Source organism: Pseudomonas sp. ADAK7, assembly GCF_012935675.1.
In the GTDB taxonomy this organism is placed as follows: Bacteria; Pseudomonadota; Gammaproteobacteria; order Pseudomonadales; family Pseudomonadaceae; genus Aquipseudomonas.
Map to the genome: position 1 here is coordinate 3666682 of NZ_CP052861.1, position 13311 is coordinate 3679992.

General features: G+C 62.2%; 12 protein-coding genes and 1 pseudogene. 4 read left to right on the plus strand and 9 right to left on the minus strand.

From position 1 onward, the window contains the following. Positions 1–56: 56 nt before the first annotated feature. Positions 57–848, minus strand: a complete 792-nt coding sequence (locus HKK53_RS17030; protein WP_169371791.1) for a response regulator transcription factor — start codon at positions 846–848, stop codon at positions 57–59. Positions 849–975: 127 nt separating this feature from the next. Beyond that, on the minus strand, positions 976–1446 hold the full coding sequence (locus tag HKK53_RS17035; RefSeq protein ID WP_169371792.1) for an A24 family peptidase: 471 nt from the start codon (positions 1444–1446) through the stop codon (positions 976–978). Positions 1447–1521: 75 nt separating this feature from the next. Here HKK53_RS17035 and HKK53_RS17040 point away from each other — a divergent pair, with 75 nt between their 5' ends. Then, on the plus strand, positions 1522–1962 hold the full coding sequence (locus HKK53_RS17040) for a TadE/TadG family type IV pilus assembly protein (RefSeq protein ID WP_169371793.1): 441 nt from the start codon (positions 1522–1524) through the stop codon (positions 1960–1962). Then, positions 1959–4727 carry a PAS domain-containing sensor histidine kinase gene (locus HKK53_RS17045; RefSeq protein WP_169371794.1) on the plus strand — a complete coding sequence of 923 codons (2769 nt, stop codon included), beginning with the start codon at positions 1959–1961 and terminating at the stop codon, positions 4725–4727. The genes HKK53_RS17040 and HKK53_RS17045 overlap by 4 nt, the downstream gene beginning before the upstream one ends. Here HKK53_RS17045 and HKK53_RS17050 read toward each other — a convergent pair. The 5 genes from HKK53_RS17050 to HKK53_RS17070 all read right to left on the minus strand — a co-directional run bounded on the left by HKK53_RS17050 (position 4697) and on the right by HKK53_RS17070 (position 9158). Next, entirely contained in the window at positions 4697–6673 is a 1977-nt protein-coding gene (locus HKK53_RS17050; protein ID WP_169371795.1) for a pilus assembly protein TadG-related protein, read from the minus strand. The two genes, HKK53_RS17045 and HKK53_RS17050, sit on opposite strands and share 31 nt — an antisense overlap. A gap of 197 nt (positions 6674–6870) precedes the next feature. After that, the gene (locus tag HKK53_RS17055) at positions 6871–7425 is read right to left on the minus strand and encodes a DUF4136 domain-containing protein (RefSeq protein WP_169371796.1); all 555 of its coding nucleotides are present in this window, start codon (positions 7423–7425) and stop codon (positions 6871–6873) included. 54 nt (positions 7426–7479) lie between these two features. Further along, positions 7480–8094 (minus strand): DUF4136 domain-containing protein, encoded by a 615-nt coding sequence (locus HKK53_RS17060; protein WP_169371797.1) that lies wholly within the window; start codon positions 8092–8094, stop codon positions 7480–7482. A gap of 12 nt (positions 8095–8106) precedes the next feature. After that, positions 8107–8856, minus strand: a complete 750-nt coding sequence (locus HKK53_RS17065; protein ID WP_169371798.1) for a methyltransferase — start codon at positions 8854–8856, stop codon at positions 8107–8109. Further along, positions 8856–9158, minus strand: a complete 303-nt coding sequence (locus HKK53_RS17070; protein WP_017336358.1) for a MazG-like family protein — start codon at positions 9156–9158, stop codon at positions 8856–8858. Before HKK53_RS17070 ends, HKK53_RS17065 begins: the two co-directional genes overlap by 1 nt. A gap of 195 nt (positions 9159–9353) precedes the next feature. Here HKK53_RS17070 and HKK53_RS17075 point away from each other — a divergent pair, with 195 nt between their 5' ends. Further along, a complete protein-coding gene (locus HKK53_RS17075; RefSeq protein ID WP_169371799.1) occupies positions 9354–9647 on the plus strand; it encodes a hypothetical protein in 294 nt (97 codons plus the stop codon). A 118-nt stretch (positions 9648–9765) separates the two neighbouring features. Beyond that, a complete protein-coding gene (locus tag HKK53_RS17080) occupies positions 9766–11115 on the plus strand; it encodes an MATE family efflux transporter (RefSeq protein ID WP_169371800.1) in 1350 nt (449 codons plus the stop codon). On the opposite strand, the gene HKK53_RS17085 is transcribed toward HKK53_RS17080, so the two are convergent. Then, positions 11116–11913, minus strand: a complete 798-nt coding sequence (locus HKK53_RS17085; protein WP_169371801.1) for a DUF4123 domain-containing protein — start codon at positions 11911–11913, stop codon at positions 11116–11118. Further along, positions 11910–13219, minus strand: a pseudogene (locus HKK53_RS17090) (contractile injection system protein, VgrG/Pvc8 family). Before HKK53_RS17090 ends, HKK53_RS17085 begins: the two are co-directional and overlap by 4 nt. Positions 13220–13311: the final 92 nt, after the last annotated feature.

A 13311-nucleotide genomic window follows, 5' to 3' on the forward strand; every position in this document is an offset into this window, starting at 1 on the left:
CAGGCGCGGCAGTGAGGGGGCTTGCTCCCTCACTGCCTCTGCGCGCTCGGCCTCTATCAGTGCGCGGTCACACGCTGGCGCAACCCGGAATTGCTCGGCGACAGGGCCAACGCCAATTGCGTGCGGTTATGCATGTGGGTCAGGCGCAGCACCTGGGACACGTACAACTTCACCGTGTTCTCGGTAATCCCCAGCTCACAGGCAATTTGATAGTTGGTCTGGCCCTTGCCCACCAACCGCGCCACATCGAGCTGGCGGGGCGACAGCTGATTGAAAATCGCCGGGATCTCTTGCCGCTCCGCCTCACTCGGCTCGCGGTTGTCAGTACCCAGCAACGCCGACGAACGCGGTGCGCGGCGCACCCGGTCCAGATCCTGGTAAAGGTCGTCAATCGACTCGGACAAGTACTGTAACTTCTGATTCAAATGCCCGAGCTGCACATCTTTCTGCCGCTCCTGCAACGCCACTTCCTGGCGCTGCAAACCTTCCAGCAATTCATCCAGATCAATCGGCTTCTGATAGTAATCGGCGATCCCGGCGCGCAAGGCCTTGATCACATCCTGCTTGTCGGCGCGCCCGGTGAGCATGATCGCCTCGAACGCCCGGTGCCGGCCGCACAGGCGTTTCAGCTCCTGCACCAGTTGGATGCCGTCCATGTCCGGCATGTGCAAATCGCACAGCACCAGACCGATGTCCGGGTCTTGGGTGAAGCGCTCGAGCGCCTGGGTGCTGGACTCGCACGGCACACAGCGATAACCGCTGCTCTCCAGGAACTCACACAGTTCTTCGACGACCAGAGGCTGATCGTCGACCACAAGGACTTTTACTGCGGACGTAAGCTTGTTCACGTGCTACTCCATGCCCAGGCCGAAAGCTGACCATTCCTGTACTAATAGCCGCTTGTTGTATAACTACTCTAATTTGAAAGTAGTCGCACTTTCCGACTATGTACATAGCACTAGTGGCCTGTTGCGACTAATGGATCCAAAGGAGCGTACACACCATGCCTATCAGCACGAACGGTGCGTAAGGCTGCTTCCTTGACACTTCGTGGCGAAAATACCGAAGACGCTGCCTAAGTCCTTGACTCATATGCAGCCAGACTTTTGGCGCAATCAATAACCACAACGCACTGGCCAGCCCGGCACCGATAAACGCACCGAGCAGATGCATACCGTCTGTCGCCAAGCCCAAAGCTGTCATTAATTTCACATCGCCGGCGCCCATGCGCTTCATCACGTAGCCCGGCAAGGTGAAGGCCAACGCCAGCAACACCGCCCAGCCGCCCTGCTCTGCCCCCGCGCCCAGCCACGTGTTGCCGGTCCATAACAAATACGCCAGGGCCAACCCGCCGGCGCCCAACGTCAAGGCGTTGGCAATGTGGCGCTGGCGAGCATCCTGCACGGCGCACAGCGCCAGCCAGATAATCAAGACAAGGCTCTGCATCCGGTAAAAACCGTCCGTTTTGGCTGAATGATTCTATGCTGATATTACGCAGTGATTGTCAGGGTAGACGCAGTCATGAAAGCAGGCCTCCCCCGCAAGCAAAAAGGCGCCGCCGCGATTGAGTTCGCCTTGGTGTTCGTGATCTTTTTTGCCGTGTTTTATGGGCTGGTGAGTTACAGCCTGCCGCTGTTGCTGATGCAGTCATTCAACCAGGCGACCGCCGAGGCGGTGCGCCGCAGCGTAGCGCTGGACCCAGGCACCGCCAACTACAACACTGCCGTCACCGCCCTGGCGACCACCGAACTGGCCCGGCAACTGACGTGGATTCCCGCTGCCCTGAATTTCAATGTGGCCACCGACACCGCGGCTACTTACAGCGGCGGAGTACTCAAGGTCACCATCACCTATCCAGTCGCCAAGTTGAATCAGGTGATCCCGTTCCTGGTGTTGCCGGGCATCGGCGCGGTGCCCAATCTGCCGGCCAATCTGACGGCCAGTTCGAGCCTGCAATTTTGAGTTCCGGAGACACGCTGTTCGGGCGCCTGCTCAATCGCCAATCGCCGGCCTCCTCACCCGCGTCCGAGCCCCTGAGCATGCCCGGCATCGGTTTGCAGGTGCATCTGGATGCCGAGGGCCAGGTGCTGCACTTGACCGGTCCGCTGCGCCATCTGTTGGCCCAGCAAATGCCCACCGGGCAAACCTCACACTTGCTTGACTACCTCATGCCGCAGAGCATCCTGGTGGCCGAAGGCAAGCCTGAGGACTGGCAGGGACAGAGCCTGGACCTGGATTTTTTCAGCCTCAGCGGCCAGCCCCTGCACTTGCGCGGCTGGGTCCAGCCGTTGGCCGACACCTGGCTGTTACAGCTCATGGACATCGGCGATTTGTTACTCGAGCGCCGGCAAGCGCGCAGCCGCGAACACTGCCAGTTCCTGGCGACGCAGATCAGCGAACAACTGCGTTTGTGCAGCCTGACGCGCCTGCCCGAGGTGTTGACAGAACAACTGCAAGGCCTGGCGCAACGCTTCCACATCCCGTGCCTCGCCGTGGCCTTGCTCGACGAGCACGAAGAAGGCTGGCAGGTTCACCAGCAATTTGCCGCCTTCGATGCCCCGGCGCTGTGGCAGACCGGGCAACACCTTGGCGCCGGCCTCGACAGCTTGAGCGGCTCCGCGCCCCAGCGCATGACCCTCACTGAGCATCCACGCCTGCAAAGTACGTTCGGCAATGCCGAGGGCCTGGCCGTGCCCTATCACGATGCCCAGGGTGTGGTCGCCTGGCTGCTCTGCGGTTTCTACCCGGTGCAACAACACGCGCCGGACTTGAGCGAGCGCGATTGGTTGCAACTGTGCGCCGCCCTCGCCGGCCCGTTGCTGGAGCGTTTGCGCGAACACTGGCATCACTTGCAACTGGAGCGGCTGGAGTCGTTGCAAGCCTTGCTCGGTACCGGTTGGTGGGAACTTTTCAGCGCGCAGGCCGAGGTGCAACTGGCGCCGTCGCTGGCCAATACCTTGCACTTGGCGAGCAGCCGACTGCCGCTGCACGACTGGCTGGATCAGGTCCACCCTGCCGACCGCGAAGAACTGCGCAGCCACCTGCAAACCTTGCGCGACGAAGGCACGACATTCGTCTCGTGCGTGCGCCTGCATCACCCCGACGCGCCACACAGCGCCGCGTGGTATCGCCTGCAAGGCCAGGCCCTGGGCATCGGCCAAAACCGTCGTCTGGTGGGGTTCATGCTCGACATCAGCGACATCAAGAACCAGGAGCAACACGCCGCCGCGGCCCATGCGCGGCTGGACAATCTGATCGCCAGTTCACCGGCGGTGATCTACGTGCAACGCTACGTCGAAGGGGCGCTGCAACCGACGTTTTTCAGCGACAGCCTGCTGCCGCTGCTGGGCTGGAACCTGGCCGATATCAGCAACGGCTCACTGGTGGAACGGGTTCACCCCGAAGACCGCGAGCGCTACTTCGAACGCACCCGACAGTTGTTACGTCAGGGCTCGGTGCGCGCCCGCTATCGACTGCGCGACAGTCGCGGCGATTATCACTGGCTGCTCGACGAAGCCAAGCTACTGCGCGATGACCTCGGCCTGCCGGTGGAAGCCGTCGGTTTGTGGCTGGACGTCACCGAAGCAACCCTGGCGGCCGAGGCGGTGAAACAGAGCGAAGAACGCTATCGAATACTGGTGGAAGATTCCCCGGCGATGATCTGCCGTTATCGCCCGGACCTGACCCTGAGCTTTGGCAACCGGCCGCTGGCGACGTATCTGGAATGCCAGCCCGAACAACTGCCCGGGGTGAATCTGGGCAGTTGGATGTCGCCGGAACAACGGGAAGCCTTCCTTCAGCGGATCGGGCAACTGAGCCCGGAACTCCCGGTCAGCACTGCGGAAATCAACCTGCAATTGCCGGGACGGGAACACGCCTGGTGGGTCTGGTCGGATCGAGGAGTGTTCGATGAACAGGGCCGTTTGCTCGAAGTCCAGGCCGTGGGCCGTGACAACACGGAAGTGCGCCGCTCCCAGCAGCAACTGACCCAAAGCGCAAAAATGGCCACCCTCGGCGAAATGGCCACGGGGCTGGCCCATGAAATCAATCAGCCGCTGAACGTGATGCGCATGGCCATCGTCAACGTGCTCAAGCGCCTGGGCAACGGCGATGTGCAGATCGATTACCTGACCGACAAACTCAAGCGAATCGATGCGCAGGTGCAACGGGCGGCACGGGTCGTTGACCATATGCGCGTGTTCGGCCGCCGCTCCGAGAACGAGCAGCATCCGTTCAACCCGGCCGAGGCCATCGAAGGCACGCTGGCGCTGCTGGCCGAAGGCATGCGCGGCAAGGGCGTGGAACTGCGGGTCAGCGAGCTCGGTTTTACCGTGCAGGTGCGCGGTTATGTCGATCAACTGGAACAGGTGCTGATCAACCTGATTGTCAACGCCCGGGACGCGCTGCTCAGCAAGCGCGAGGCTGACCGGGAATTCAAACCGTGGATCTCGGTGTACGCCGAACGCGATGCTCAGTCGGTGAGGCTGTGGGTCGAGGACAACGGCGGCGGCATCGATCCGCGCTTGCTGGAGCGGATTTTCGAACCGTTCTTCACCACCAAACCGGTGGGCGTCGGCACCGGGCTGGGGTTGTCGGTGAGTTACGGCATCGTCGAGAACATGGGCGGCCGCTTGAGCGTGCGCAACTCGGCCGAGGGCGCGCGGTTTTGTATCGAGTTGCCGATTGCCCCGGACGATCAGATCACCAGCGTGGCACGTCCTGAATGACAGCTGAGGTTGGCGCCGACATCGACTTTGTTCAGGTCAATGCCCAGGCTCACCAGCAAGGTGTTGATCAGCGTATCGAGCAAGGGGCTGAGGACGCTATTGATCGCGTTGACCAGCAAGGTTTTGACCGAACTGAGGATCGTCCCCAGCACACTGACCAGACTGCCCGACGGGCCATACATGTTGAGCTGGATGTTGTTCAGGGTGTCGTTCAGGCTGCTGACCACGTTGGTGGTGGCGAAGGAATAATAGAACGGTGGCTGGTTGATTTCCGGCAGGTTGGCGGCGGCCGGCGCAGCATAGACGTGGGGCATGTTGGCGTTCGCGCCCACGGTGGTATTGGCCGAGATACTGAGCCCACCGCCGACGCCCGGCGTACGCTGGGTGCAGTTGAACGGCAGTATCAGCAGGAAGCGCTGGCAGGTTTTCACGCCGATATCGATCACCTTCAACGGCTGCGCGACCACCGTTGGCGGCGTGATATTGCTGCCGAATGCCGTGGCCGGATCGATCGTGCCGATTTTCAGGTTCACCAATGACGTGCTGGTGTTGGTGGTCAGGGTTTTGCTGGTAGGACTGACGCAGCTGTAGGCGGTGACGTAGCTGTTGGCGCTGGCGACGTCCAGCGCCACATCGAGGCGGATCGGCGCCTGCAGCACGATGATGTCGGGCGTCTGGCAGGGCACACCCAACAGGCAGGTGAGCGAATCGAGCACGCCGACCAGATTAAGGTTGAGCAAGGCGTTGAGCGTATTGGTCAACGGCCCGGCCAGATCGGCCACTGCATTGACCAGCGGGGTAATGGCGTCCAGCACCGGTAAATTGATCGACAGCAGTGTGCGCACCTGGGCGGTTTTCACATAAATCCGATTGGGGCCCAACGGCGCGAGCGCCGCATTTTTCGGGTTGCCGATGGCCGACAACTGCGGCGGTTCCAGCACCTGCACCCGGGCCGTGATTTGCGCCAGCCCCGCGAGGTTGATTTGTTGGGTCGCCACCAGGCCGTTTTTCTTGTTGGCCAGTTGCACCAATGACTCCACCAGATCGAACACCTTGAGGTTGGTCGCCAGCGCCGTGATGTTGCTCCCCGCCTCGACATGCAGCAGATTGCCCAGCATCACCTTGGTGGTACCCGCCGCAACCTTCAGTGCTTGCAAACTGGCGATGGTCACGGTCGCCCCCAGCGTGCCGCCGGGGTCCAGCACATTGATGGCGGTCTGGATCAATTGGCTGACATCGACAGTGGCGCCCAACGCCTGGTCATAACCAGCGGCGGTCAGGCCAAGGTCTATCTTCAAGCGGTCCAGGTAACCGAGCAGGTTGATGTTGGTATTGATCAAGCCGTTCCAGCCCGCGACGCTGATATTGAGGTTGCCACCGAGCAAGCCACCGAACAGTGCGTTGAGCATGGCGGACTTGCTGGTATCAACGCTCAGCAAGGTACTGCGAATGGTCAGCGATGCCACTGGCGGCGGTAACGCAGCGACGGCGGTGGCGCTCAGGTTAAGGGTCGATCCGGCGGGCGCGCCGCCGAACAGCGCGCCGATGCCACCGGCAATGCTGCGCGGGACCGCATGGCTGGCGATCACTCGAATGGCTTCGCTTTTACTCGGATCGGCGCCGAAGACCCGCAGGTTGTTGGCGTCCAGAGTCAAGGCGCCGCAAGTGACGGCCAGGGTGCGAGTGGGGTCGGGAAGGATGAAACCGTTGCGCGTCGCACTGGCGGTGGCATAGGTGGTGGCCGTGGCAGCGGCGGCGCAATCGCCACCCCGGCTGGCCGCCTCCAGGGCCGCCATGTCTGCCACCCGTTGCAGGTTGCGTTTTTCCAGGTACAGCCGACCGCTATCGACCACCAGCAGCAGGAACACCAGGGCCATGCCCAGGGTCAGCGCCGCGATCAAACCGATAGCCCCCCGTTGCCGGACCGGGCCGCGAAACTGCGACATCGCGCACTCCTTCGCCGGCGCACACCTTGTGCTGCCTCCATTGGTGAAATGCAGTGTAGACAAGGGTTGGCGAGGTTGCTGGCCACACAAAACCTGTAGGAGCGAAACTTGCTCGCGAAAGCGGTGTGTCAGGCACATCCGTTTTGGATGTGCCGACGCCTTCGCGAGCAAGCTTCGCTCCTACAGGGTCAGGGGGTTTATCTGGGTGGGTAGTTGGCCAGGATCCGGCCCACTGTTTCGCGCACCGCATTGCTGCGATCCGCCGGGTTGGGGGTGCTGCTGAGTATTTGCTCGTCGCTGCCGCGCCACACCAGTTTGCCGTCCTTGCCGTCGAGCAGGTCGATCTGGATGGTCGCCACTTTGTAGCTGACGTTGCGCGTTTCGTTGTACATCGGGCCGCCCCAATAGCCGTTCCATGGGCCGCCCCAACCGCCGCCGTAATTGGTGGTCACTTGTTGCTGACGGTCTTCGACGATCAGGTAGGCCTGCACGTTCACCTCACCCTTCTGGCCCCCGGCGGCCGGGCGCAAACCGCGTTGATCCAGTTGATCGGCCACTGCCTGGCGAATGCGCTGTTCGGTCAAATCGCTTTTGATCCGAGGATCATCGGGGCGGTATTGCAGGGCGGGTTCTTTCCAGCTCCAGCTGCGATAAGCGGCGAAGTCGCGGCTGGCGTCGAAGTCATTATTGACCTGGTGGGCGCAGGCACTGAGCAGTGCGGCCACGGTCAGTATTGCGAGACGGCGGAACATGATGGTTCTCCAATTGAAGACATGAACCTTGGGAATGCTTCTTATCTACAGAAGCTAGCTTGGAGGATACGCCGACATCGCCTTTTCCACAGCCTCCCGTATCGCATCGACGCGCTGGCTCTGGTTACCCTGATTGCCGGTCTCGGCGCTGGCGCTCCACACCGGTTGACCGGTGCCGGCGTCGAACAGATCGACGCGCACTACCACGACCTGTTCCTGATACGTACGGACGATCGGCACGCTGTTGTACATGCCATAACCATTGCCGTAGCGGTTGTAGCCGCCATATCCACCGCCGTAGTAACCGTAATCGTCCTGAACCTGACGCAAGCGGGTTTCCAGATGCAGGTTGGCGCTGACAAAGAGGTCGGCCGGGCGATTGTCGTGCAATGGCCGCAAGCCGCGCTGATCGAGGGCGCTGCTGACCGCTTCGGCCACTTGCGCCGAATCCGCCCAGGCCGAACCCGGCGGCAGTTGCCCGTTGAGCCAGGCCCAACTGCGGTAGCGCCCATAGTCCCGGGGCGGTGCCGGGTAGGCGCTGCGGTCGAAAGTATTCGCCGCTTGCGCTGGCGCCGGCGGCAAGGGATTGGACGTCGCCACATAAGGGTTGCTGCCCTGGCAGGCGGCCAACCCCAGACACATCAGCAGTAACCCTGAACGCGCGTTCATGTTGTTCTCCGATCAGATCGGCCGACAGATCCAGTGCAAGTAACGCCCAAGCCCGGCGAAGCTTGGGTGACGACGGTGGGCCAGTTCCATTTCGAGCAAGTCCACCAGTTCGGCGCGGGCCTGGAATTCCACCGGCATGTAGTCGTGAAAAACCCGCACCCCACTCTGGGTTTCGACCTGCCACATACCTTCAAGTTGCGCCGCCAGTTCCCGCGGATCAAGCGGCTGTTGCGGGGTCAGGCTCTGCTTCTCGCCGGCCATGTCGTTCTTGCGCATTTTGCGGAAGTGGCCCTTGAGCAGGTTGCGGTAGATCAGCGCGTCGCGGTTATAGAAGGCCAGGGATAACCAGCCCTCCTTGGTCGTGAGTTGATGCAATACCGGCAGGATCGCGTGGGGTTCGGCCAGCCATTCCAGCACGGCGTGACACAGCACGAGGTCGTAGGGTTCGGTGAGCTGGCCGAGCAGATCCTGCCACGGCGCCTGAATGAAGGTCGCGCTCTGCCCGGCGTCGGCGAAGCGTTGGCGCGCGCCTTCGAGCATTGGTGCGGCGGGTTCGGCGAGGGTCACGTCATGCCCGCGCTGGGCCAGCCACAGCGACATATGGCCGAGGCCAGCGCCAATGTCGAGGACGCGCAGCGGACGGTCCGGCAGGGTTTCGGCCAGGTCGGCTTGCAGCACGGCCAGGCGAATCGCGCCTTTGGCCCCGCCGTAGATTTTTTCCGCGAAACGGGTCGCCAATTGATCGAAATGACGGTCGCTCATCAGCTGAACCGCCGTTCGCTGTCCGCGAGTTTGCTGCGCACCACTTCGTTCATGTCCAACCCCAACTCGCTGCACAGCAATAAGAGATAGAGCACGATGTCGCCGACTTCCTGCCCGGCGTGGGCCAGTTTGTCGGCCGGCAATTGGCGTGACTGGTCTTCGCTCAACCACTGGAAGATTTCCACCAGCTCGGACATTTCCACGCTCGCGGCCATGGCCAGGTTTTTCGGGCTGTGAAATTGCCGCCAGTCATTGCGGTCGCGGATGGCGTGCAGGCGTTCGGTCAGTTCAACAAGGTTCATCGGGCTCTCCTGAAGGCGTATAGCTTCGGGGGGATGGGCAGTGAAGGCAAGTGCCAGCGTTTTCCTGCGCTGATCGTTCCCACGCTCTGCGTGGGGACGATCCAAACCCTCTATGCTAGTAGGGAACTCGGCACTACGATCCGCGGCCCAAGTCAGGCGCGGCAACCTTGCCACCACAATCATCAGGACGCCCACATGCAGGTAGAAAGTTTCTTTGAATGGCTCGGCCAGGCACTCGGTTCGGTCATCCGCTTTATCGTCGACGGCCTCAGTGGCCTGTTCAACATCCTCAGCCACGCGGGCGCCAACTTTGTCGAAGGGCTGTCCCGGACGCTGGGCATGGACACATCGATCATCAGCATCATCGCGCTGATCATCGGGCTGATGCTGTTATGGTCGGCGATCCGGGCGTTCATGAATGCGTCGATCATCATGGGGATCATCTGGTTGTTGCTGGGGCTCTGGTTGCTTAGCTGGATCATCCACTAGCACCCCTGATCGTTCCCACGCTCTGCGTGGGCATGCAGCCCGGGAGTCATTCCCACGCAGAGCGTGGGAACGATCATCGCAAACTGTCGTTACAATGCCCGCTCCCCAAGGAGCCTGCATGTCCAACCTGATCGCCGACTGGCGCGACCGCCCGACCCATCGCAAGGTCTGGGCCCTCGCCGCGCCCATGATCCTCTCGAACATTTCCGTACCGCTGGTGGCGCTGGTCGACAGCACCGTCATCGGTCACTTGCCCCACGCCCATCAACTGGGCGCCGTTGCGGTGGGCGCCAGCCTGTATACCTTCCTGGCATGGGGCATGGGTTTCCTGCGCATGGGCACCACCGGTTTTGCCGCACAAGCGGCCGGGCGTGGGGATGGCACGGCGTTGCGGCAGATTTTGTTGCAGGGCCTGTTATTGGCCATGGGCCTGGCCATCGTGTTGGGAGCGGCGGGGATTCCGTTGAGCGGCGTGGCGCTGCACTTCATGCAACCGTCGGCGGAACTGGATCAACTGACTCGCGAATTTTTCCACACCCGCTTGTTTGGCCTGCCCGCCGCGCTGGCCAGTTATGCGTTGGTGGGCTGGTTCCTCGGCACCCAGAATGCGCGGGCACCGCTGGTAATTCTGCTGGGCACCAACCTGGTGAACATCGCGCTGAACCTGTGGTTCGTCCTCGGGCTGGACTGGGGCGTGGTCGGTGCCGCCCGAGCGTCGGTGATTGCCGAATGGACCGGTGCGCTGATCGGCCTGTTGATGACCCGCAAGGCCTTGCGCGCCTATCCCGGGCACATCGCCTGGGCCGCCCTCGCGTTGTGGCAGAGCTGGCGCCCGCTGCTGGCGGTCAACCGCGACATTTTCATCCGCAGCCTGGTGCTGCAATCGGTGTTTTTTCTGATCACCGTACAAGGCGCGCGGCTCGGTGACGCCACGGTCGCGGCCAACGCGCTGCTGCTCAACGGTTTGCTATTGACCGCCCACGCCCTCGATGGTCTGGCCCACGCCGTGGAAGCCCTGTGCGGCCACGCCATCGGCGCCCGGGATCGCGATTCTCTGCGCCGCTCACTGGTGGTCGCCGCTGGTTGGTCGTTGATCGCCAGCCTGGGCTTTGCCGCGCTGTTTCTATTCGCCGGACACTTGTTCATCGAGATGCAAACCAACATCCAGAGCGTACGTGACACGGCGTTCATCTACCTGCCCTACCTCGCCGCCCTGCCGCTGATCGCGGTCTGGAGTTACCTGCTGGACGGGTTGTTCATCGGCGCCACCCGCGCCCGGGAAATGCGCAACGGCATGCTGTTGACCATGCTGCTGTTGCTGCCCTTTGCCTGGGCGTTGCAAGGTCTGGGCAACCACGGGCTGTGGATAACCTTTCTACTGTTCATGTTGCTGCGCAGCCTGACGCTTGGTGTGTTTGCCTGGCTCCTGCGCCAGAACGATGGCTGGTTCGCCGGCACGCATCGGTAATCAGGGTTGCCCGCCCTGCCAGCGGTTGCGCAGGTGATCGAGACGCTCCTGCTGGCTCAGCCCCGGCAAGGGCTGCGTCGGCAACGCGCCGGGGTGCTGCAAGCGCAGCCACAACCAGCCATCCAGCACCGGGCGTTCGCTGAAGCCCAGCGCCAGGCCTTCCTGCACATGGGACCAGAGGCGGTTGTAGTCGGTACCGGTGGATCGGCTCCAGTGCCAGGTGTGTTGCTCCAGCAAGCAGGTTTGCAGTTTTTCCCGCTGGCGAGGGCTGAGGTTTTCTTCGACCGCCAGCGGACTGACCGCAAGTCCTGGATTGAGCAACTGCTGCCAGCCCTGGCTGCCAATCGCCCGGTCGGCCCAAGTCCCGCCGAACCAGCGCAACTGACTGATCGGGCCGAGCCAGCGACTCAGTTCCTCGGCATCGCAGGCATCGAAGAAGTAACTGGCACAGTGCGGGTTGTAATAGCTCAGCAGCGCCCGGTGATGGACGCCGAGCGTCACCGTGAGCATGCGCCGCAAATGCGCCAGCAGCGGCGCCGGCGATGCCTCGCTGACCAGCAGCAAACCTTGCCAGGTGTGCGGCTCACGGTAGCAAAGCTCGATCAGCGCCGGGCAATCCTGCAGCTCGATCAAGGCCGGTCCTTGCTCGCGCAACGGATGCAACTCAGTGTCTTCGAACAACCAGAACCAGGGCACATCGGTAAATCGCCGCTGCAGCATGGCCGCCGCGCCAGGGACACCGGGCTCATCCAGCAATAGCCATTGCGAGGTCGGGTCGGGCGTCTGAGCGCCGATCATGCCGCACCGCTCTGACCAAACAGCGTTACCGCCCGACAAGTGCAGACCGATTCCCGACAATGACTGAAACTGCCGCCGCCGGGCAGCAGGCAGAGCAGCAGCAAGGGTTCGCTCGATCGCAGCAAGGCCAGTAAACCTTCCGGTTCAGGCTGCACCGGGCTCGGCACTTCAGGCTCGCTGGCGCAAGGCGGGCCCTGAAGCAACCCGGTGATCAACGGTTGATCCGGATCGCCCTCGATGAAACTGACCACCACCTCGGCCCCCGCCCCCACTGCGAAGAAGCCGCGTTGTCCAGTTCGGGGGCCAACGGCAACCAACAGTGATCCGGTTTTGCGCCTTCGCCCTGATAGAGCCAGTCGAACTGCACAGCCACGGGACGAGATGGATCGGGCCGGGTTTCTTCAACATCGACAACCCAGGCCCGTTGCAGGCTGAGCATCCTGGGTTTCGCCGGCCCGTGGGCTGCCACCCAAGGCGCCTGCCACGGCACCGCGCGTATCGTGTTGGAATAGGCAAACAGCGGCTCCTGCCCACCCCGGTGCTCAACCTCAATCAACCGCCACATAGCATTCCACTCACTGACCGGATGCCCGGCCACTGGCATGAGTTGTCCACTGCGCAGCGTCGTCAGCGCGGTACAACCTTCGGCGACCGGTGTCGTCTGCACTCCGGCTTGCACCTCGAACCAAGACACTGCGCACGGCTCGGTTTCGCCCGGGAACACCAGCGTTTCTGCACGGCGCGCGAGCCCCTGATCGTCACCAATGATCAAACAGTGGCCGCGACTGGAATGCTCGAAGTGGTAGTGAAGACGCTCTTCGGCGCACAAACGCTGGAAAAATTGCAGGTCCGACTCACGGTATTGCGTGCAGAAATCCCGGGGCGGGTAATCGTCGCTCAACGCCAGACGCCAGTCCTTGCCGGCAATGCCGTGCTCCTTGAGCACCTGGCGAAGAATCTGCGGCACCGAACGCGCGCTGAAGATACGCCGGCTGAAACGCTGGGCCAGGCACGCCAGTTTCGGCCGCAGACGGACACGACACAGCCGGGACAAGGCGCCATGTTCACGCTGGACGAGTTCATGCAATTGCCCGTGGATACCGTTTCCCGAGGCTTCAAACTGCAAGAACGCCCCGCGATAAAGCAGGCTGGCAAGGTCGAGTGTCGGGTCATCGATCAGCAAATCCACCTCGAACGCAAACGGCTCGCTGATGGCTTCACTGCCGGTAAAGGCCAGGACCTCAAAGGCGTCGGGCAGGCCCGCTACATCCAGCCGAAAGGACGGCTCGTTGACTGGATCGAACATCGGCGATTCTCTACAGGAGGGGCGGCCGGGGATTCTCGCTGAGAGACATGGCCGAGTAGAGAGCTGAAGTACAACTTAGGAAATGACCTACG